The organism is Burkholderia metallica, from assembly GCF_902832845.1.
GTDB classification, from domain to species: Bacteria; Pseudomonadota; Gammaproteobacteria; order Burkholderiales; family Burkholderiaceae; genus Burkholderia; species Burkholderia metallica.
Window position 1 is genome coordinate 373,205 of the sequence record NZ_CADFDB010000004.1, and the last position, 19,468, is coordinate 392,672.

Genomic DNA, 19,468 nt, shown 5'->3' on the forward strand with positions numbered 1-19,468 from the left:
AGGCGGTCGAAGGAGAAGGGATGCGCATGGCCCGATTTTAGCGGAATCGGCGCCGCCGGGCCCGGCCGGACGGCGCATCGCGGGGGCAAGGTGAGGTAGCGAACACTGTCGCGCGGGGCCGGGTGCGTCGCGTAGACGCCGCCGGCAGGGCCGTTCCGCCACGCGTCCGCCACCCATTTCGTGCGCCGCCGCCGCTTCGTCCGGCGCCGCCGCGCCGCATCTGCCGACGATCCCCCGCGCTATCGCGCCGCCGCCAGTCCGAGCGACAGCGCACCCGTCACGATCAGGCTCGATGCCCACACCGCGTCGAGATTGAACCAGCTCCGCGCGACGAACTTCAGCCCGAGATAGCGATAGACGAGCCACGCGAGCCCGCCGCCGGCGCCAATCATCGCAACCGCATGCACGGCCGCGACGACGAGCGCCATCCCGAGGTGCGTATCGACGAGCGCAGCCGCCGCGCGATGGCCGGCATCACGGTCGAGCCCGCAGAGCCCCAGGTAGATCGGCACCAGCATCAGCCCCGCGCCATGCGCGATCGCGACCGCGAACGACCACAGGCCGAGCCGCGCGGGCGGAATGCGCGCGAGCGCACGCGGATGCCGGCGCCGGATCAGCAGCACGGCGCCGAAGCCGATCACGAGCGCGCTCGCGCCGATCCGGATCGCCGTCTGCCACGCGAGCAGCGCGGCGAGCAGCCCGAACGGCAGCATCACCGTGAACACCGCGAGCGCATGGCCGAGCGCGAGATAGCCGAGCGCCGCGACGAGCGCGCCGCCGCGGCGCGTCATCAATGCGTTCGACACCGCGAGCGGCCAGCCCATCGCGGGGTTGAGCCCGTGATACACGCCGCTCGCGAGTACGGCCGCCCACAGCGCGACCTGGGCATGAAGGCCGGTGTTCACCGCTTGACCGACGGATAGCAGAACGAGTCGGTCGAGCAGTCGCCGCCTTCGAGCCGGATCTGGTGCGCGCGATAGCCGTCGGGAAACTCGACCCAGTAATCGTCGGCGAGCGTCAGCCCGCCCTCCGGCCCCACGTGCGCGAGCACCTGCGCGGCCGGCACGCCGTCCGGATAGAACTGGTCGTCCCACGTGGAATACAGCGAGTTGGTCCAGTACACGCGCTTGCCGTCGCGGCTGATCTCGACCATCTGCGGGCCGCCTGCGAACGGGCGGCCGTTCGAGTGCGGCGTCCGGCGCGCGATGCCGCCGATGCGCACCGATCCCGCGAGTACCGGGTTGTGCGGGTCGGACACGTCGTACTGGCGCATTTCGCCCGTGCCCCAGCACGACACGTACAGGAAGCGGTCGTCGAGCGACAGGTCGATGTCGGTCACGAGCGGCGGTACCGCGCCGAATCCCTGGAGCAGCGGCGGCAGCTCGTCGGCCGTGGCCGGCTCGGCCGGGATCGTCGCGGTTTTCTTCACATGGAACCGGCCGTCTTCGCGCCACCAGGTCCAGATCGAGCCTTCGAGATTGGTCGTATCGACCACGACGCCGACGAACCCGTATTCGCGCACCGGATCGTGCGCGGGGCGCACTTCGAGCGCCATCTGGTGCTGCGCGCCGAGGTCGATCGTCTGCACGTTGCGCCGCGCGCGCAAATCCCAGAAATGCAGCCGGTGCCCGTATTTGTTCGCGAGCAGGTCCTCGGGCACGATGCCGTTCTCGAATTGCGGCGGCAGCGCCCATTCGCTCGACACCATGTAGTCGCGCGGCAGGTTCCACCAGAAGTCGTAATGCTTGTCCTGCGGGCCGCGGTCGATCTCCCAGCGGCCGAGCACGTCGAAGGTCTCGCAATCCATGATGAAGATGCCGGGCGCGCCGTCGGTGCCGTCCTTGCCCGCGCCGCCGAGCGTGCTCACGTAGATGCCCTCGGGCCCGCAATGCACGGTGTGCGGCCGCGAATAGCCGGTCTTCGCGAAGATCTCGTCGGGCTCGACGATCTTGTGGATGCGTGCCTGCGTCGGATGCGGCTTCGTGTCGATCACGTAGATGCGCGACGAGCGCAGGCCGGGAATGATGAGGAAGCGGCGTTCGAGGAACGCATGGCCGGTCAGCGGCGACAGCGACGACGAGCACGCATTCCAGCCGAAGTGATGAAACTCGTCGCCGGCGTTCGGCATCGTCACCGTATGCACGATTTTTCCGTAGGTCGGCGAGCCGGGCTTCACGTCGATCACGGCGAGCGCGTCGGGTCTGGAAAAATCGGGGCTCAGCAACAACGTATAGGCAAATTCCTCCGCCGGCGCCTGCATCGCAAGCTCGGGCGAAGCGTGAAACGTCGGGTCAGGCCGCATGCTCATGGTGATGCCCTCTCGATGGTGTCGGATCGGGGTCGCACGGCCGCTCGGTGCGGGCGTACCGTCCGTGGTTGCCGCGCGGCGCACTGTACGCCGGCGGGTGCGATCGGCACGCGGACGCACGCGTCGGCAACGCGTGCGGCGCCGTGCATCGGATCGTGAAAACGGTTGAACGCGATGCGCCGGATCGTCGCGCGGGGGGCGACGGATGCACGGCGGCGAGGTGGCGCGATCGAAGCGGCGGCCCGCGATGCAGCGGCTGCAGCGCGGGTCAGGCGGATGCAGTATGTTAAGGCGTGCATATCGATGCTCCGGCAGAGAGTGCTTGCTTCAGGGGCGGGCATGCAGCGGGCGCGTTGCGCGAGACGGCGGGTTCACCGCCGTGCTCATGCGTGCCTAAGTGTAGACGAGAAAGCGGCGGCCGGTCGCGCGCGGCGCCTGTACAAGCTGTCAGGTTCGCGCGCGAGTGAGATACTTGCCGACGTGCCGTTGCGGCCCGTTCCGGGGTCGCCCGCGGCGAGACGCAAGGGTGGCGCCGGCGCATGCGTGCCGGCAGTCGACATCAACGAGGGACTGAATTCATGGTGAACGAGATGCTTGAAACCGCGACGTTGGGAGGCGGGTGTTTCTGGTGCACGGAGGCGGTGTTTCTCGACGTCGACGGCGTGACGGCCGTCCAGTCGGGCTACGCGGGCGGCCATATGCGCAATCCCGGCTATCGCGACATCTGCGAAGGCGACACGGGTCACGCGGAAGTCGTCAACGTGACGTTCGATCCGGCGCGCATCGGCTATCGCGAGATCCTCGAGATCTTCTTCGCGACGCACGATCCGACCCAGTTGAACCGGCAGGGCAACGACGTCGGCACGCAATACCGTTCGGTCGTGTTCACGCACTCGGACGCGCAGCGCGACACGGCGCTCGACGTGATCCGCGAGCTGGAGCGCGAGCAGGTGTTCGGGCAGCCGATCGTCACGCAGGTCGTGCCGCTCGACGACAACTACTGGCCGGCCGAGGACTATCATCAGAACTATTACGCGCGCAACCCGGGGCAGGGCTATTGCTCGGTCGTGATCGGGCCGAAGCTCGCGAAATTCCGCCAGAAGTTCTCGCACCGGCTGAAGTCGCTGCGCGGCGCGTGAGCGCCTGACCGGCCGCACCGCGCGTTACGCCGCCTCGTTGCGCCACTGCGCGCACACGGCGGCGATTTCGCGCGCGAGCGCGATGCACGACAGCGGCGCGGAGCCTTCCGCCTTGTTGTTGATCGTGATGATCACCGGCTGCCCGGCCAGCGCATAGCGCGCGGCCAGTTCGGCGAGCGCCGAGCGCGTGGCGGGATCCTCGTCGACGAGCTTGTCGAACGGCTCGTATTTCGCTTTCGCCTGCTCATACTTGAACCCGCCGTGCAGGCTCCAGCGCACGATCAGCGGGCCCGGCGCGTCGCCGTCGAGCAGCGCGAGCGCGGCGGCCTGGCGCAGCGGGTCGGGCATCCGCGCATGCAGGCCGACGCAGTAGCGCACGCCGAGTGCGGCGAGCGCGCGGATGAAGCGCGGCGTGAGCAGGCTCGCGTCGCGAATCTCGATCGCATAGCGGGGGCCGTCGGCTTCCGGCGGCAACGGCGGCAGCGCCGCGAAGAACGCGGCGAGCCGGTCGATCAGTGCGGCCGGTTGCGCGAGCAGTTGATCGGGCAGCGGCGAGAACTGGAACACGAGCACGCCGGCTTTCCGGCCGAGCCCTTCGACGCACGGCTGCACGAATTCGCGGGTGGCGAGATCCGCGTCGAGGAAGGTCGGATTCGGCCCCGACGGTTCGCCGCGCCGGCCGCGGATGACCGCGTCGGTCACGGCGGCCGGCGCCTTCACGACGAAGCGGAAATCGTCGGGGACCTGCTGCGCGTAGCGCAGGTAGTCGGCCACCGACAGCGGGCCGTAGAACGACCGGTCGAGGCTCACGCTCTTCAGCAGCGGATGCGCGCCATACGCTTCGAGCCCTTCGCGCGAGAGTTTCGTCTGCGCGAAGTCGCCGTCGTAGACGATGCCGTCCCAGCCGGGGAAATACCACGACGACGTGCCGAGCCGGACGTTCGGCGGCAGTGCGGCCGCTGCATCGGCCACGTCGGGCGCGATCGGTGCGGGCAGCACGCCGCGCCGGCGCCGGCCTTTCTTCGGCGGCTCGGCGGGCGGCGGCGGTTCGTCCCACAGCAGCCCGGACGCGGCGGCCGGTGTTTCGTCGGAAGAACGCGAGCGGGCGCGCGGTGCCGGTGGCGCGCCGTCGCGCGTATCCGGTATCACCGCGTCGCCGCTATCGGCAGGCGGGCCGTCGTCGGGCGACGTGCGTGCGGCATCGGCCGGCACGCCGAACAGGTCGAATTGCCCGTCGGCGTGCGGCGCGTCGTCGTCGTGCTGTCGTTCCGGCGGCGCCTTGCGCCGCGTGCTGCCGTCACCCATGCATGCCCAGCGTGAAGCGCTGCCTAGCGCGGCAGCGTGTGTTCGTACATATAGCGCCGCGACCACGGCAGCGATTTCGCGCTCTGCCCGGCCTTGCGGCACACGATCTGGAAGATCGACACGTCGTCGTGCTCGAACGCATACGCGCAGCCGGCGAGATACACGCGCCAGATGCGGAATTTTTCATCGTCGACGAGTTGTCGCGCGGCGTCGGCCTTCGCTTCGAAGTTTTCCGTCCAGATGTCGAGCGTGCGCGCATAGTGCCGCCGCAGGCTTTCGACGTCAATCGCTTCGAGTCCGCCGCGCTGCGCGGCTTCCAGCGCGAGGCTGATGTGCGGCAGCTCGCCGTCCGGGAACACGTAGCGGTCGATGAACTCGCCGCCGCCGAGCGCCGTCTCGCCGCTTTCCGCATCGGTCGAAGTGATCCCGTGGTTCATCGCGATGCCGTCGTCGGTGAGGAGGTCGTGGATGCGCGAGAAATAGAGCGGCAGGTTCTTGCGCCCGACGTGCTCGAACATCCCGACGCTCGTGATGCGGTCGAACTGGCCGTCGATCTCGCGATAGTCCTGCAGCCGGATCTCGATCCGGTCCTCGAGCCCGGCGGCTTTCACGCGCGCGGTCGCGAGGTCGAACTGGTTCTGCGACAGCGTGACGCCCAGGCACTGCGCGCCGAACTTCTGCGCGGCGCGCAGCACGAGCGCGCCCCAGCCGCAGCCGATGTCGAGCAGGCGCTGGCCGGGCTCGAGCCGGATCTTCGTCAGGATGTGGTCGATCTTCTTGATCTGCGCGGTGGCGAGATCCTCGTCGCCGTTCTCGAAATACGCGCACGAGTACACCATGTTCTCGTCGAGCCACAGCTGGTAGAACTCGTTCGAGACGTCGTAGTGATACTGGATCGCCTTCTTGTCGGTGCTCTTCGTGTGATTGAAGTAGCGTTTCACGCGCGCCAGCTTGCTCGCGCTCGTGACCGTGCTGCGCGCGAGCGAGTAGCCGATGTTGATGATGTCCGACAGTTTGCCTTCGATGTCGATCTTGCCCTTCACGTACGCCTCGCCGAGATTGTCGAGGCTCGGTTCGAGCAGCAGCGGCAACGCGGACGCGCTGTTCACTTTCAGCGTGACCTGCGGCGCGCTGAAGGTGCCGAAATCGAGTTGGTCGCCGTTCCACAGCACGAGGCGCGCCGGTATGTTCGCTTTGGCCCGTACCTCGTCCGCCCACTGTGCCAGCTTCTTTTCCCAGAACATTTGGATTCTCCGTTTGTTCGTTGAATCGAATACAGCCAAGTATCTTGACCGGCGCCCGCCGCTTGCGAAGCGGGCGCCCGGATGCAACACGAGACACGACCGGCGTGCGCCGGCGCCGCGCTTACGGCGACAGGCGCGAGATCGACCAGCCCGACGCCGCCGCGGCGTCACGCGTGTAGAGCAGGCGGTCGTGCAGCCGCGACGGGCGGCCCTGCCAGAACTCGATCGAATCGGGCACGACGCGGTAGCCGCCCCAGTGCGGCGGGCGCGGCGGGTCGTCGCCGTAGCGTTCGCTGACGGCCTTTTCCTGCGCTTCGAGCGTGGCGCGGCTGTCGATCACGGCGCTCTGCTCGGACGCCCATGCGCCGATGCGCGAGCCGAGCGGGCGCGACGCGAAATAGCGGTCGCTTTCCTCGGCGCTGGTTTTCTCGATCCGGCCTTCGATGCGCACCTGGCGCTCGAGCTCGATCCAGTAGAACAGCAACGCGGCCTGCGGGTGCGCGGCAAGATCGCGCCCCTTGCGGCTTTCGTAATTGGTGAAGAAGACGAACCCGCGTTCGTCGACGCCCTTGACGAGCACGATGCGTGCCGACGGCCGGCCGTCGGCGCCGACGGTCGCGAGCGTCATCGTGTTCGGCTCGGGCAGCTTGGCGGCGAGCGCCTCCTTGAACCAGCGGTCGAACTGGACGAACGGGTCGGGGGCGGCATCGGCTTCGTCGAGCGAAGCACGTGAGTAATTGATGCGGAGATCGGCGAGAGTCGTCATGTTATGCAAACGCTTCAATCGGGAACCATTGTAGCGAACGCGCGAGAAACGTGCGTGCACAGTGGCGCGTGCGAGCGGGGAGTTCAGGCAGAATAGAGGGCTGCACGACTTACGTTTTCCTTGCTGCCATGGCCGCTGCCGACACCGCCCCACTCAGTTCCTCTGATCTTACCCCGACCCCGGAAATCCGGCTTGACGTGGATCGCGCGCGGCGTTTCGGCGGCGTCGCGCGGCTGTACGGCGCGCCGGCCGCCGCCGCGTTCGAGCGCGCGCACATTGCGGTGATCGGGATCGGCGGCGTCGGGTCGTGGGTGGCCGAGGCGCTCGCGCGCAACGCAGTCGGCACGCTGACGCTGATCGATCTCGACAACGTTGCGGAAAGCAATACGAACCGGCAGATCCACGCGCTCGACGGCAATTTCGGCAAGCCGAAGGTCGATGCGATGGCCGAGCGGATCGCGCTGATCGATCCCGCGTGCCGCGTGAACCGGGTCGAGGATTTCGTCGAGCCCGACAACTTCGACGCGCTGCTCGGCGGCGGTTTCGACTACGTGATCGATGCGATCGACAGCGTGCGCACGAAGGTCGCGCTGATCGCGTGGTGCGTCGCGAAGCGCCAGCCGCTCGTCGTGGTCGGCGGCGCGGGCGGCCAGCTCGACCCGACGCGGATCCGCATCGACGATCTCGCGCTGACGATCCAGGACCCGCTGCTGTCGAAGGTGCGCGCGCAGCTGCGCAAGCAGCACGGTTTTCCACGCGGGCCGAAGGCGCGTTTCAAGGTCAGCGCCGTGTATTCGGACGAGCCGTTGATCTATCCGGAAGCCGCCGCGTGCGATATCGAGGACGGCGCCGAGCCGTCCGCGGCCGCGCACGTCGCCGGGCTCAACTGCGCGGGCTTCGGTTCGAGCGTGTGCGTGACCGCGAGCTTCGGCTTCGCGGCCGCCGCCCATGCGCTGCGCGCGATCGCCGCGCAGGCCGCGGGCTGAGCGCGGTACGCACGAGCGTTGCCCGATGCCGCGGCGCGTGACGCGCGCCGCCGTATCGCATGCCGGGCGATCCCGCAGCCGGGCCATTGCGGCCCGGCCGGCCCCGCGTCAGTTCAGTTGAGCGCCATGCTCAGCTTGCGTCGCCATCCGGCGACGAGGTCCGGTCGATCGCCGGCCAGCTCGAACACCGAGAGCATCGTGCGACGGCCGAGATCGTCGCCGTACGCGCGATCGCGCGTGACGATTTCCAGCAACTGCTCCAGCGCCCCTTCATATGCACGCCGCGCGATCAGGCTCTGCGCCAGATCGAAACGCGCGTCGAGATCGGCCGGGTTGGCCGCGATGCGTGCTTCGAGCGCATCGGTCGGCGGCAGGTCGGCCGTGGCTTCGAGTGCGTCGAAACGGGTCTTGATCGCCTGGTAGCGCGGGTCACCGCTCTGCACGGTTTGCGGCGACAGGCGTTCGGTCTCCGCGCGTGCGGCGTCGACCTGGTTGCTCGCGAGCAGCAGTTCGATCAGGTCGAGGCGGGCGTCGTCGAAGCCGGGGTTCAGCGCGAGTGCCGCCTCGAGATGCGTGAGCGCGTCGTCGAAGCGCTGCTCGGCCATCGCGACTTGCGCGGCACGCCGCTCGGCTTCCTCGGGCGCCGGCAGCAGCCGGTCGAGGAACGCGCGCAACTGGCCTTCGGGCAGCACGCCGACGAACTGGTCGACGGGGCGCCCGTCGGCGAACGCGATCACGTGCGGGATGCTGCGCGTCTGGAAATGCGCGGCGAGTTCCTGGTTCTCGTCGACGTTGACCTTCACGAGCTTCCAGCGGCCTGCGTAGTCGGCTTCGAGCTTTTCCAGCAGCGGGCCGAGCGTCTTGCAGGGGCCGCACCACGGCGCCCAGAAGTCGACCAGCACGGGAGCGTCCAGCGACGCCTCGATCACGTCTTTCTCGAATGTGGCAAGCGTGGTGTCCATGTCGTTCTCTTCGGTTCGAATGTCGTCAGGATGGGGGCGGCGCGCCTCTTTTTCAACGCGGCTTCGATTCCGGCAGCGGAATCCACTCGGTCTCGCCCGGTACCTTGCCCATTTCCTGGCGCGTCCATGCTGCTTTCGCGCGCTCGATCGCGTCGCGGCTGCTGGCGACGAAATTCCACTCGATGAAGCGCTCGCCATCGATCCTGTCGCCGCCGAGCAGCATCGCGCGCGCGCCGCTGCCGCTCGTCAGCGTGACGGCCGCGCCGGGCGCGAGCACGGCCATCTGTTCGGCCGGCACCGGCGTGCCGTCGATCGCGAGCGCGCCGTCGACCACGTAGACCGCGCGTTCCTCGTGCGACGCGTCGAGTTCGAGACGGCCGCCGGCCGCGAATTCGGCCGCGACGTACAGCGTGCGCGAGAACGTCGTGACCGGCGAGCGCAGCCCGAACGCATCGCCGGCGATCACCGTCAGCGACACGCCGTCGTCCGTGCGCTTGGGCAGCGTATCGGCCGCATGGTGCTCGAACGACGGCTCGGTCGTCTCGTGCGCGCGCGGCAGCGCGACCCAGGTCTGGATGCCGTGCACGGTGTGGCCGTTCTCGCGCTGCGCGTCGGGCGTGCGTTCGGAATGGACGATCCCGCGGCCGGCCGTCATCCAGTTCACGTCGCCCGGCACGATCTCCTGCCGCGAGCCGAGGCTGTCGCGGTGCAGGATCGCGCCGTCGAACAGGTAGGTGACCGTGGCGAGGCCGATATGCGGATGCGGGCGCACGTCGAGCCCCGTGCCGGGCGGCAGCGTGGCGGGCCCCATGTGATCGAAGAAGATGAACGGGCCGACGAGGCGGGCGGCGAGCGCCGGCAGCGTGCGGCGCACCTGCAGGTTGCCGATGTCGCGTACGTGCGGCTTCAGCAGGGCTTTGATCGAATCGGTCATGGCGGAACCTGTAGGCGGCGGGGGATGCCGGTCATTGTACTGGCCGGCCGCCGATTCCATGCGCGCCGCGCGGGTATCGGGCCGGGTGCCGAAACCCGGTAGACTGACGGGCTTCGCTGGACGCCGCCGGGCTGGCGCGGGTTTTGCGTCCCGAAGCCGAAGGCCGCCCCGTCGGGGAGGGCCGCCTCGGGGAGCCCGGCGCGACGCGACAGCGCGCGAGCGCATCTTGCACAACGATTCGACAATCGAGGAGACGCCGATGATGGCCCCGAAGGACTTGCTGCTGGCGCTGGTCGTGATCCTGGCGTGGGGCGTGAACTTCGTCGTGATCAAGGTCGGCCTGCACGGCATGCCGCCGATGCTGCTCGGTGCGCTGCGCTTCACGGTTGCCGCCGTGCCCGCGGTGTTCTTCGTGCGCCGGCCGCAGATTCCGTGGCGCCTGCTGGTGCTGTACGGCGCGACGATCCAGCTCGGCCAGTTCGCGTTCCTGTTCACCGGCATGTACGTCGGGATGCCGGCCGGTCTCGCGTCGCTCGTGCTGCAGTCGCAGGCGTTCTTCACGCTCGTGTTCGCGATGCTGTTCCTCGGCGAGCGGCTGCGCGTGCAGAACCTGCTCGGGCTCGCGATCGCCGCGGGCGGGCTCGTCGTGATCGCCGCGCAGGGCGGCCGCGCGATGACGCTCGCGGGCTTCCTGCTGACGATCTGCTCGGCCGCGATGTGGGCGTTCGGCAACATCGTCACGAAGAAGGTCGGCAAGGCGAACCTCGTGTCGCTCGTCGTGTGGGCGAGCCTCGTGCCGCCGGTGCCGTTCTTCCTGCTGTCGTTGTGGTTCGAAGGGCCGCAGCGGATCGCGACCGCGCTCGCGGGATTGAACGGCGCGTCGATCTTCGCGGTCGTCTATCTCGCGTTCGTCGCGACGCTCGTCGGCTACGGGCTGTGGAGCCGCCTGCTGTCGCGCTATCCGGCCGCGCAGGTCGCTCAGTTCTCGCTGCTGGTGCCGATCGTCGGCCTCGCATCGTCGGCGTTGCTGCTCGACGAGCACCTGACGCACCTGCAATTGATCGGCACCGCGCTCGTGATGGGCGGGCTCGCGGTGAACGTGTTCGGCGGGAAACTGCTGAGCCGCTTCGCGGCATCGTGACGCGCCGGCACGCGCTGCGTGCCGGCGGCGGGGCGCCCGGGTACGGCCGTCAGGCCATCCGGTTCTTCGCGAGCGGCGGATTCGCGGCGAAATAGCGCTTGATGCCGCGAAAGATCGCGTCGGCCATCTGGTCGCGATAGCTGTCGTCGTTCAGCCGTCTTTCTTCGTCCGGGTTGCTGATGAAGGCCGTCTCGACGAGGATCGACGGAATGTCCGGCGCCTTCAGCACCGCGAACCCGGCCTGCTCGACCGAGCCCTTGTGCAGCTTGTTGATGCCGCCCACTTCCTTCAGCACGTAGTTGCCGTAGCGCAGCGAATCGCGGATCTGCGCGGTCGTCGACATGTCGAACAGCGCGCGGCTCACGGCCGCGTCCTGCGTCTTGATGTTGATGCCGCCGATCAGGTCCGACGAATTCTCCTTGTTCGCGAGCCAGCGCGCGGCGGCGCTCGACGCGCCGTGATCGGACAGCGCGAACACCGACGAGCCGCGTGCGGACGGCGTCGTGAACGCGTCTGCGTGGATCGACACGAACAGATCGGCGCCCACGCGGCGCGCCTTCTGCACGCGCACGTTCAGCGGCACGAAGAAGTCGGCGTCGCGCGTCATCATCGCGCGCATGTTCGGCGCGCCGTCGATCTTCGCGCGCAGCTTCTTCGCGATGTCGAGCGCGATGTGCTTCTCGTAGGTGCCGCCGCCGCCGATCGCGCCCGGATCCTCGCCGCCGTGGCCCGGATCGATCGCCACCGTCAGCAGGCGGACCGTGCCGCCCTTGCCGGATTTCGGGGCGGTGAACTTGTAGGTGTCGCCTTCGTCGTCGTCGCTGTCGTCGCGGCGCGCGATGACGGGCGGCGGCTTGACGGCCGGCTTCGCGGGCGTCGACGGCGTGCCGCCGGACGGCGGCGTGTGCGGCGTGGCCGGGGTGTTCTGCGCGAAGCGCTGGAAGAACGCGTCGCTGTTGTCGTTCGCGGCGGGCGGCGGCGTGCCGGGGCCGGCCAGCGTCGACGGCGGCTGCATCTGCTGCGCGCGCGCGCTGTCGTTGAGCGCCTGCTCCTTGCGCTCCGTCTGCGCGATCAGGTCGGACAGCGGATCGGGCGCGACGGCCGGATACAGGTCGAACACGAGCCGGTACTTGTAGGTGCCGACCGGCGGCAGCGTGAACACCTGCGGCTTCACCGAGCCTTTCAGGTCGAACACCATCCGCACGACGTGCGGCTGATACTGGCCGACGCGCACCGACTGGATCTGCGGATCGTTCGGCGCGATCTTCGACACGAGGTCGCGCAGCGCCTGGTCGAGATCGAGGCCGCTCAGGTCGACGACGAGACGGTCGGGACCCTGCAGCAGCTGTTGGCTATTCTGCAGCGGCTGGTCGGATTCGATCGTGACGCGCGTGTAATCGCGGGCGGGCCACACGCGCACGCCGAGCACCGACGATGCGTGCGCGAGCCGCGGCGCGACGAGGCCGAGCACCAGCGTCGACGCGCCCGCGCACAGGATCTGGCGGCGCCGCCAGTTGTGCGTCGCGGTGGCCGCCGATTCGATCGAGCGGAACGGTTTGATCAACATCTTTCGAGACATGCCTTTCCTGAAGCGCTGTACGCCCGGACGGTGAGGGCGCGGCCGTCGCCATCCACGTCGAGCGAGAAAACCAGATCGGGTACGCCGAGCAGCATGCCCGCCTGTTGCGGCCATTCGACGAGACAGATCGCGCTGGAATTGAAATATTCGCGAAAGCCTGCGTCGGACCATTCGGCCGGATCGTTGAAACGATACAGATCGAAGTGATAGACCTCGAGTTCCCCATCGTCGCGCTCGAGCGCGTACGGCTCGACGAGCGTGTAGGTCGGACTGCGCACGCGCCCCGTGTGGCCGAGGCCGCGCAGGATCGCCCGGACGACGGACGTCTTGCCCGCGCCGAGATCGCCGACCAGCTGGATCTGCAGCCCGTCGAACGCGTGCGCGCGGGTGAGCGCGATGCGCGCCTCGTCGAGCGCGTGCGCGAAGCGGGTGCCGAAGGCCTCGGTCGCCGCTTCGTCCGCGAGCGCGATCACGCGCTGCTCGAGCGGGGCGGGCAACGTGGCGGCGTGAGGCGGTTGGCTGGACGTGGCTGGCATTCTCGTAAAATAGTGCGATGAACCGATTACCGGAACTCGCCGCATCCGACAGGCCTTCGACTCGTGCCGAAGGCGCGGCACCGTGTGCGCTCGACGATGCGGCGTTGACTGCGCTCGCCGCACGCATCAGGGCGTGGGGGCATGAATTGGGTTTCGGGGCGATCGGCATCAGCGATACCGATCTCTCGGATGCCGAAGCAGGCCTCGCCGCCTGGCTGGAAGCCGGATACCACGGCGAAATGGATTATATGGCCAAACATGGGATGAAACGCGCGCGGCCGGCCGAACTTGTGGCCGGTACGCGACGCGTGATCTCAGCGCGGCTCGCCTATCTGCCGGCCGAAACGCTCGCTGCCGACGCGCGCGGCGGCGCGCCCGGTGCGCTCGCGCCGCACGACTGGCGCGCGCGCGAACGGGCCCGGCTCGACGATCCGCAGGCGGCCGTCGTGTCGATCTACGCACGCGGCCGCGACTATCACAAGGTGCTGCGCAACCGGCTGCAGACGCTCGCCGAGCGCATCGAGCAGGAGATCGGCGCGTTCGGCTATCGCGTGTTCACCGATTCGGCGCCGGTGCTCGAGGTCGAGCTCGCGCAAAAGGCCGGCGTCGGCTGGCGCGGCAAGCACACGCTGCTGCTGCAGCGCGACGCGGGTTCGCTGTTCTTCCTCGGCGAGATCTACGTCGACGTGCCGCTGCCGACCGATGCGCACACGTCGCCCGACACCGCGCCCGAGACGCCCGGCGCGCACTGCGGCAGCTGCACGCGCTGCATCGACGCATGCCCGACCGGCGCGATCGTCGAACCGTACCGCGTCGACGCGCGCCGCTGCATCTCGTACCTGACGATCGAACTGAAAGGCAGCATCCCCGAGCCGCTGCGGCCGATGATCGGCAATCGCGTGTACGGCTGCGACGACTGCCAGCTCGTGTGCCCGTGGAACAAGTTCGCGCAGGCCGCGCCCGTCGCCGATTTCGACGTGCGCCACGGCCTCGATCGCGCGACGCTCGTCGAGCTGTTCGCGTGGGATGCGCACGCATTCGATACGCGGATGCAGGGCAGTGCGATCCGCCGCATCGGCTACGAAAGCTGGCTGCGCAATCTCGCGGTCGGGCTCGGCAATGCGCTGCGCGCGGGGCCCGACCGGCTCGCGCCGCAGGCGCGCGACGCGATCGTCGCCGCGTTGCGCGCGCGGGCCGACGATCCGTCGCCGGTCGTGCGCGAGCATGTCGAATGGGCGCTGCGTGCCGCATGAAGGCGGCGTACAGTGTCGTCGGCGCGGCGGTGCCGCGCGCATCCATCGGTCAGGAGAGGGCCATGTTCAATGCAGTCATCGACGCACCGTTCGGCAAGGTCGGCATCCGGACCGATGCCGCGGTGGTGCGCGAGATCGTCTATCTGCCCGAGTCGATCAGGTCGGTCGATCCGGACTCGCCGCTCGCGAAGCGCGCGGTCGAGCAGATCGAACGTTATTTCGCGCGTGCGTCGGCGCGCTTCGACCTGCCGCTCGCCGACGTCGGCAGCGCGTTCCAGCATCGCGTGTGGGACGTGATCAGCGATATTCCGCCCGGCACGGTGCTGCCCTACGGGCAGGTCGCGAAGCGGATCGGCAGCGCGCCGCGCGCGGTCGGCCAGGCGTGCGGTGCGAACTACTTCCCGCTCGTGATCCCGTGCCATCGCGTCGTCGCGGCGGGCGGCCTCGGCGGCTTCGCGAACCACGACGACAACGGGTATTACCAGAAAGTGAAGCGCTGGCTGCTGGCGCACGAAGGCGTGCCGTACTGATGAGTGAATCGATGATTTCCGCTGACGCCTGCGGCGATGCCGCAGTGGCGTCCCCCGCGCTGCTTGCGAGCCGCGCATCGATCGACGTGTTTTGCGATGCGCTGTGGCTCGAGCACGGGCTCGCACGCAACACGCTCGACGCGTACCGGCGCGATCTGGTGCTGTTTTCGCAGTGGCTGGCGGCGACGCACGAGGCGTCGCTCGACTCGGCCGACGAGGCGATGGTGACGGGCTACATCGCCGCGCGCAGCGACGGCAAGGCGACGTCGTCGAACCGGCGGCTGTCCGTGTTCCGGCGCTATTACGGCTGGGCCGTGCGCGAGCATCGCGCGAGCGCCGATCCGACGCTGCGCATCACGTCCGCGAAACAGGCCGCCCGGTTTCCGTCGACGCTGTCGGAGGCACAGGTCGAGGCGCTGCTCGGCGCGCCCGACATCGGCACGCCGCTCGGCCTGCGCGATCGCACGATGCTCGAGCTGATGTACGCGAGCGGGCTGCGCGTGAGCGAGCTCGTGACGCTGAAGACGGTTGAAGTCGGCCTGAATGAAGGCGTCGTGCGCGTGATGGGCAAGGGCTCGAAGGAGCGGCTCGTGCCGTTCGGCGAAGTCGCGCACGGCTGGATCGAACGCTACCTGCGCGATGCGCGGCCCGCGCTGCTCGGCGCGCGCGCGGCCGACGCGCTGTTCGTGACCGCGCGCGGCGACGGGATGACGCGCCAGCAGTTCTGGAACATCATCAAGCGCCATGCGCAGCACGCGGACGTGCGCGCACACCTGTCGCCGCATACGCTGCGGCACGCGTTCGCGACGCACCTGCTGAACCACGGCGCCGACCTGCGCGTCGTGCAGCTGCTGCTCGGCCACAGCGACATTTCGACCACGCAGATCTATACGCACGTCGCGCGCGAGCGGTTGAAGACACTGCACGCGCAGCACCATCCGCGCGGTTAGCGCGCGGCGCGCATGCATTCGCGCGGCACGGCACCTGCTTCAATGCGTGCGCCATGCCCGACGCATGCGGCCGGCCGACGTCAGACCAGCTCGCGCAGCTTGTGCTTCAGCACCTTGCCCGTCGACGCGGCGGGCAGCGCGTCGAGCACGCGGATGTGCGCGGGGCGTTTGTAAGGCGCGAGCCGTTGCGCGCACCACGCATGCAAGGCCGCTTCGTCGGCGCTCGCGCCGGGCACCCGCTCGACGAACGCGAGCACTTCCTCGTTGCCTTCGACCGCGCGGCCGATGACGGCCGACTGCACGACGTCCGGATGCGCGTTCAGCACCTGTTCGACTTCGACCGGATAGACGTTGAAGCCCGACCGGATGATCAGCTCCTTGCTGCGGCCCGCGATCGTCACGGCGCCGTCCGCGTCCTGCCGCGCGAGATCGCCGGTGCTCAGCCAGCCGTCCGGCGACACGGCCGCGTGCGTGGCGTCCGCGTTGCGGTAGTAGCCGAGCATCACGTTCGGGCCGCGCACGCGGATCTCGCCGACTTCGCCCGGCGGCACGTCGGTGCCGTCCGGCGCGACGATCCGCATCTCCACACCGGGAATCGGCACGCCGACCGAGCTGTCGGTGCGCGGCGCGTCGAGCGGCGTCTGCGTGATCGTCGGGCTGCTTTCGGTCATCCCGTAACCGTTGTGCAGCGGCACGCCGTACAGGCGCTCGACGCGCGCCTTCAGGTTCGCGTCGAGCGGCGAGCCGCCCGAATACGCGAAGCGCAGGCGCGGGGCGCGCCATGCATGGCCCTGCGTATGCAGGTGTTCGAGCAGCTTCGCGTGCATCGCGGGCACGCCCTGGAAGATCGTCACGCCTTCGTCGGCGAGCGCGACGCGCACGGCTTCCGGCGAGAAACGCGGCGCGAGCCGCAGCGTCGCGCCCGCGTAGAGGCTGCCGAGGCAAACCGACGCGAGCCCGTACACGTGCGACACGGGCAGCACCGTGTAGACGACGTCGTCGGGCGACACGCGGCGCAGCGTGCTCGACGTCGCCGCGATGAATAGCAGGTTGCGGTGCGACAGCATCACGCCTTTCGGCGTGCCGGTGGTGCCGGTCGTGTAGATCAGCGCCGCGCATTGTTCGGCGCCGTCGGCGGCGACCGGTTCGGCGGGGGCGCTCGCGTCGACGCGATACGACCATGCGCCGATGTCGACCGCCAGCGCGCCGGTGGGCGTGGCGCCGAGCCGCGCGGCGTGCGCGCGCGCGTCGGGCGACGCATCCGTGGTGAACGCGATCAGCTTCGGACGCGCGTGCGCGGCGATCGCGTCGAGCTCGCCGGCCGACAGCCGCGCGTTCGACACGAGCGCCCACGCGTCGACGCGGGCCGCCGCGAACAGCAGCACGATCTGCGCGACGCAATTTTCGGCGACGATCATCACGCGGTCGCCGCCTTGCACGCCGAGGCTCGCGAGCGTCGCGGCCGCCGCATCGACGGCCTGCGCCAGCTCGCCGTACGACAGGCGGCGCGCGTCCTCGATCAGCGCCGGATGCGCGGGCGCCTGCGCGGCCCGGCGCGCGGGCACGTCGGCGATGCGGTGCGGCAGCGCGGCGAGCAGCGCACCGACGTCGAGCGGCTCGGAGGAACGGACGGACGAGGACATGGCGTCTCCAGAAAAGGGGCGGGCGGCTGACGAGATTGGCGAACGATCGTGCCATGACGGCGCGTGGCCCACAATCGGCCATTCGGGCAATAGCGCTTCGCGATGTCCGCAATGATGATGGACGGCATCGTTGCGGCGACGCAGCAGGGCGCCCGGCGGAGGGCCGCCCCGCGGAAAACGGGCCGCGAGTATACCGTCGGCGCAGGCGCGCGCGTCGTCGCCCGCTTGCCGGTCGTTCGCCCTTAAAATGCCGCCATGAGCAAATCCAGGCATGTGTCCGAAACCCCCGCGACCCAGCTGCTGCGCCGCCACGGTGTCGCGTTCGGCGAGCACCCGTACGATTACGTCGAGCACGGCGGCACCGGCGAGTCGGCGCGCCAGCTCGGCGTCGACGAGCACAGCGTCGTGAAGACGCTCGTGATGGAAGACGAGCACGCGAAGCCGCTGATCGTGCTGATGCACGGCGATCGCACCGTATCGACGAAGAACCTCGCGCGGCAGATCGGCGCGAAGCGCGTCGAGCCGTGCAAGCCCGAGGTCGCGAACCGCCATTCGGGCTATCTCGTCGGCGGCACGTCGCCGTTCGGCACGCGCAAGACGATGCCCGTCTACGTCGAGGCGACGATCCTCGAACTGCCGACGATCTACCTGAACGGCGGCCGTCGCGGCTACCTCGTCAGCCTCGCGCCGGCGGTGCTCACGTCGCTGCTCGGCGCACAGGCCGTACAGTGCGCGAGCGTCGACTGAGGGTTTCACCTTCGTGGCAGGCCGCGCGCGTTCGGTAGAATGGGCGCCGTTTCGGCGTGCCGCGCGCAGCCGTCCCTTTACCGATACGTTGAAAGAAGAGTCCTCCGCATGCAGATCCTGCTCGCCGCCCTCGTTGCCTATCTGATCGGTTCGGTGTCGTTCGCCGTCGTCGTCAGCGGTGCGATGGGCCTGGCCGACCCGCGTTCGTACGGGTCGAAGAATCCCGGCGCGACCAACGTGCTGCGCAGCGGCAACAAGAAGGCCGCGATCCTCACGCTCGTCGGCGACGCGTTCAAGGGCTGGATCGCCGTCTGGCTTGCCCGGCACTTCGGGCTGCCCGACGTCGCGGTCGCGTGGGTCGCGATCGCCGTGTTCCTCGGCCACCTGTATCCGGTGTTCTTCCGCTTCCAGGGCGGCAAGGGCGTCGCGACCGCGGCCGGCGTGCTGCTCGCCGTGCATCCGGTGCTCGGGCTCGCGACCGCACTGACCTGGCTGATCGTCGCGTTCTTCTTCCGCTATTCGTCGCTCGCGGCGCTGGTGGCAGCCGTGTTCGCGCCGGTGTTCGACGTGTTCCTGTTCGGCACGGGCCACAACCCGGTCGCGTGGGCCGTGCTCGCGATGAGCGTGCTGCTCGTGTGGCGTCACCGCGGCAACATTTCGAAGCTGCTGGCGGGGCAGGAAAGCCGGATCGGCGACAAGAAGAAGGCGGCCGCTGACGGCGGCGCGCAGGACGGCGGGAAAGCCTGAGAAAGCGCGGCGCTTGCCGCGTACCGGGCGCGCCGCATGTGCGGGGCCCGGCGGCATGACGTGACGGATCGTGCGGCGATCAGTCGCGGAAGTTGTTGAAGTCGAGCGGCGTGTCGGTCACGTCCTTGCGCAGCATCGCGATCACGCTCTGCAGGTCGTCGCGCTTCGTGCCGGCCACGCGCACCGCGTCGCCCTGGATGCTTGCCTGCACCTTGATCTTGCTGTCCTTCACGAGCCGCACGATCTTCTTCGCGAGGTCGCCCGTCACGCCTTTCTTCACGGTGACGATCTGCTTGACCTTGTCGCCGCCGATCTTCTCGACCTTGCCGTAGTCGAGGAAGCGCACGTCGACGTTGCGCTTGGCCAGCTTGCCGATCAGCACGTCCTTGACCTGGCCGAGCTTGAAATCGTCGTCGGCGAACAGCGTCAGCTCGCGCTCCTTCTGCTCGACGCGCGCGTCGGAGCCCTTGAAGTCGAAGCGCGTCGAAATTTCCTTGTTCGACTGCTCGATGGCATTCTTCACTTCGATCATGTTCGCTTCGGAAACGACGTCGAACGATGGCATGGCATTCCTCCCTTGAGATGCGGGCACCCGGCTCGCGCGCGGGCACTCGCTATAATTGCGGACTGTTTGCCATTTTACCGATGCCCCTCCGTTTGCCCAAGGCCGGCCATGCGCCGCCCGGGTGGACGTGACC

Annotated in this window: 19 protein-coding genes; 8 read left to right on the plus strand and 11 right to left on the minus strand. The window is 69.0% G+C overall.

Annotated features, from left to right (window positions below):
- Positions 1-239: 239 nt before the first annotated feature.
- Positions 240-905 (minus strand): hypothetical protein, encoded by a 666-nt coding sequence (locus HWX08_RS14530; protein ID WP_107314188.1) that lies wholly within the window; start codon positions 903-905, stop codon positions 240-242.
- Complete coding sequence (locus HWX08_RS14535) at positions 902-2,308, minus strand: selenium-binding family protein (protein ID WP_174920617.1); 1,407 nt, start codon at positions 2,306-2,308, stop codon at positions 902-904. The genes HWX08_RS14530 and HWX08_RS14535 overlap by 4 nt, the downstream gene beginning before the upstream one ends.
- Before the next feature lie 578 nt (positions 2,309-2,886).
- On the opposite strand from HWX08_RS14535, the gene msrA reads away from it, so the two are divergent.
- On the plus strand, positions 2,887-3,447 hold the full coding sequence (gene msrA / locus HWX08_RS14540) for a peptide-methionine (S)-S-oxide reductase MsrA (protein ID WP_069257431.1): 561 nt from the start codon (positions 2,887-2,889) through the stop codon (positions 3,445-3,447).
- A gap of 24 nt (positions 3,448-3,471) precedes the next feature.
- Here msrA and HWX08_RS14545 read toward each other — a convergent pair whose 3' ends face one another.
- The 3 genes from HWX08_RS14545 to pdxH all read right to left on the minus strand — a co-directional run bounded on the left by HWX08_RS14545 (position 3,472) and on the right by pdxH (position 6,762).
- Positions 3,472-4,752 carry a DUF72 domain-containing protein gene (locus tag HWX08_RS14545; RefSeq protein WP_174920616.1) on the minus strand — a complete coding sequence of 427 codons (1,281 nt, stop codon included), beginning with the start codon at positions 4,750-4,752 and terminating at the stop codon, positions 3,472-3,474.
- A gap of 23 nt (positions 4,753-4,775) precedes the next feature.
- Positions 4,776-5,996, minus strand: coding sequence for an SAM-dependent methyltransferase (locus HWX08_RS14550; protein ID WP_069257429.1), 1,221 nt, complete (start codon positions 5,994-5,996; stop codon positions 4,776-4,778).
- 121 nt (positions 5,997-6,117) lie between these two features.
- Positions 6,118-6,762 carry a pyridoxamine 5'-phosphate oxidase gene (pdxH, locus tag HWX08_RS14555; protein ID WP_107314185.1) on the minus strand — a complete coding sequence of 215 codons (645 nt, stop codon included), beginning with the start codon at positions 6,760-6,762 and terminating at the stop codon, positions 6,118-6,120.
- 128 nt (positions 6,763-6,890) lie between these two features.
- On the opposite strand from pdxH, the gene tcdA reads away from it, so the two are divergent.
- Positions 6,891-7,748: a tRNA cyclic N6-threonylcarbamoyladenosine(37) synthase TcdA gene (tcdA, locus tag HWX08_RS14560; RefSeq protein WP_069257427.1), complete on the plus strand. Its 858-nt coding sequence runs from the start codon at positions 6,891-6,893 to the stop codon at positions 7,746-7,748.
- A gap of 113 nt (positions 7,749-7,861) precedes the next feature.
- Here tcdA and trxA read toward each other — a convergent pair whose 3' ends face one another.
- Positions 7,862-8,710 (minus strand): thioredoxin, encoded by an 849-nt coding sequence (gene trxA / locus HWX08_RS14565; RefSeq protein ID WP_069257426.1) that lies wholly within the window; start codon positions 8,708-8,710, stop codon positions 7,862-7,864.
- A 52-nt stretch (positions 8,711-8,762) separates the two neighbouring features.
- Complete coding sequence (locus HWX08_RS14570; protein ID WP_069257425.1) at positions 8,763-9,644, minus strand: pirin family protein; 882 nt, start codon at positions 9,642-9,644, stop codon at positions 8,763-8,765.
- Positions 9,645-9,906: 262 nt separating this feature from the next.
- On the opposite strand from HWX08_RS14570, the gene HWX08_RS14575 reads away from it, so the two are divergent.
- The gene (locus tag HWX08_RS14575) at positions 9,907-10,785 is read left to right on the plus strand and encodes an EamA family transporter (RefSeq protein WP_174920626.1); all 879 of its coding nucleotides are present in this window, start codon (positions 9,907-9,909) and stop codon (positions 10,783-10,785) included.
- Between the two features lie 49 nt (positions 10,786-10,834).
- Here HWX08_RS14575 and HWX08_RS14580 read toward each other — a convergent pair whose 3' ends face one another.
- A complete protein-coding gene (locus tag HWX08_RS14580) occupies positions 10,835-12,364 on the minus strand; it encodes an N-acetylmuramoyl-L-alanine amidase (protein WP_069257424.1) in 1,530 nt (509 codons plus the stop codon).
- The gene (tsaE, locus tag HWX08_RS14585; protein ID WP_069257423.1) at positions 12,346-12,900 is read right to left on the minus strand and encodes a tRNA (adenosine(37)-N6)-threonylcarbamoyltransferase complex ATPase subunit type 1 TsaE; all 555 of its coding nucleotides are present in this window, start codon (positions 12,898-12,900) and stop codon (positions 12,346-12,348) included. The genes HWX08_RS14580 and tsaE overlap by 19 nt, the downstream gene beginning before the upstream one ends.
- A gap of 17 nt (positions 12,901-12,917) precedes the next feature.
- Between tsaE and queG the strand changes: the two genes are divergently transcribed.
- The 3 genes from queG to xerD all read left to right on the plus strand — a co-directional run bounded on the left by queG (position 12,918) and on the right by xerD (position 15,633).
- A complete protein-coding gene (gene queG, locus HWX08_RS14590) occupies positions 12,918-14,153 on the plus strand; it encodes a tRNA epoxyqueuosine(34) reductase QueG (RefSeq protein WP_174920615.1) in 1,236 nt (411 codons plus the stop codon).
- A gap of 62 nt (positions 14,154-14,215) precedes the next feature.
- Positions 14,216-14,683: a methylated-DNA--[protein]-cysteine S-methyltransferase gene (locus HWX08_RS14595; protein WP_174920614.1), complete on the plus strand. Its 468-nt coding sequence runs from the start codon at positions 14,216-14,218 to the stop codon at positions 14,681-14,683.
- Positions 14,683-15,633, plus strand: coding sequence for a site-specific tyrosine recombinase XerD (gene xerD / locus HWX08_RS14600; protein WP_069257421.1), 951 nt, complete (start codon positions 14,683-14,685; stop codon positions 15,631-15,633). Before HWX08_RS14595 ends, xerD begins: the two co-directional genes overlap by 1 nt.
- A gap of 80 nt (positions 15,634-15,713) precedes the next feature.
- Here xerD and HWX08_RS14605 read toward each other — a convergent pair whose 3' ends face one another.
- Positions 15,714-17,276: a class I adenylate-forming enzyme family protein gene (locus tag HWX08_RS14605; protein ID WP_174920613.1), complete on the minus strand. Its 1,563-nt coding sequence runs from the start codon at positions 17,274-17,276 to the stop codon at positions 15,714-15,716.
- Positions 17,277-17,531: 255 nt separating this feature from the next.
- Between HWX08_RS14605 and ybaK the strand changes: the two genes are divergently transcribed.
- Both ybaK and plsY read left to right on the plus strand, forming a co-directional pair.
- The gene (gene ybaK, locus HWX08_RS14610; protein ID WP_069257419.1) at positions 17,532-18,023 is read left to right on the plus strand and encodes a Cys-tRNA(Pro) deacylase; all 492 of its coding nucleotides are present in this window, start codon (positions 17,532-17,534) and stop codon (positions 18,021-18,023) included.
- Positions 18,024-18,131: 108 nt separating this feature from the next.
- On the plus strand, positions 18,132-18,770 hold the full coding sequence (gene plsY, locus HWX08_RS14615; protein WP_059484351.1) for a glycerol-3-phosphate 1-O-acyltransferase PlsY: 639 nt from the start codon (positions 18,132-18,134) through the stop codon (positions 18,768-18,770).
- Between the two features lie 79 nt (positions 18,771-18,849).
- Here the strand turns inward: plsY and HWX08_RS14620 are convergent, their stop codons facing one another.
- Positions 18,850-19,335, minus strand: a complete 486-nt coding sequence (locus HWX08_RS14620; protein ID WP_011885818.1) for a YajQ family cyclic di-GMP-binding protein — start codon at positions 19,333-19,335, stop codon at positions 18,850-18,852.
- Positions 19,336-19,468: the final 133 nt, after the last annotated feature.

Coding starts and splice junctions, on each gene's coding strand:
- HWX08_RS14545 (WP_174920616.1), bottom strand. CDS start 4,752: ATGGGTGACGGCAGCACGCGGCGCAAGGCGCCGCCGGAACGACAGCAC.
- pdxH (WP_107314185.1), bottom strand. CDS start 6,762: ATGACGACTCTCGCCGATCTCCGCATCAATTACTCACGTGCTTCGCTC.
- tcdA (WP_069257427.1), top strand. CDS start 6,891: ATGGCCGCTGCCGACACCGCCCCACTCAGTTCCTCTGATCTTACCCCG.
- xerD (WP_069257421.1), top strand. CDS start 14,683: ATGAGTGAATCGATGATTTCCGCTGACGCCTGCGGCGATGCCGCAGTG.
- HWX08_RS14575 (WP_174920626.1), top strand. CDS start 9,907: ATGGCCCCGAAGGACTTGCTGCTGGCGCTGGTCGTGATCCTGGCGTGG.
- HWX08_RS14535 (WP_174920617.1), bottom strand. CDS start 2,308: ATGAGCATGCGGCCTGACCCGACGTTTCACGCTTCGCCCGAGCTTGCG.
- HWX08_RS14620 (WP_011885818.1), bottom strand. CDS start 19,335: ATGCCATCGTTCGACGTCGTTTCCGAAGCGAACATGATCGAAGTGAAG.
- HWX08_RS14605 (WP_174920613.1), bottom strand. CDS start 17,276: ATGTCCTCGTCCGTCCGTTCCTCCGAGCCGCTCGACGTCGGTGCGCTG.
- ybaK (WP_069257419.1), top strand. CDS start 17,532: ATGAGCAAATCCAGGCATGTGTCCGAAACCCCCGCGACCCAGCTGCTG.
- trxA (WP_069257426.1), bottom strand. CDS start 8,710: ATGGACACCACGCTTGCCACATTCGAGAAAGACGTGATCGAGGCGTCG.
- msrA (WP_069257431.1), top strand. CDS start 2,887: ATGGTGAACGAGATGCTTGAAACCGCGACGTTGGGAGGCGGGTGTTTC.
- HWX08_RS14580 (WP_069257424.1), bottom strand. CDS start 12,364: ATGTCTCGAAAGATGTTGATCAAACCGTTCCGCTCGATCGAATCGGCG.
- queG (WP_174920615.1), top strand. CDS start 12,918: ATGAACCGATTACCGGAACTCGCCGCATCCGACAGGCCTTCGACTCGT.
- plsY (WP_059484351.1), top strand. CDS start 18,132: ATGCAGATCCTGCTCGCCGCCCTCGTTGCCTATCTGATCGGTTCGGTG.
- HWX08_RS14595 (WP_174920614.1), top strand. CDS start 14,216: ATGTTCAATGCAGTCATCGACGCACCGTTCGGCAAGGTCGGCATCCGG.
- tsaE (WP_069257423.1), bottom strand. CDS start 12,900: ATGCCAGCCACGTCCAGCCAACCGCCTCACGCCGCCACGTTGCCCGCC.
- HWX08_RS14550 (WP_069257429.1), bottom strand. CDS start 5,996: ATGTTCTGGGAAAAGAAGCTGGCACAGTGGGCGGACGAGGTACGGGCC.
- HWX08_RS14570 (WP_069257425.1), bottom strand. CDS start 9,644: ATGACCGATTCGATCAAAGCCCTGCTGAAGCCGCACGTACGCGACATC.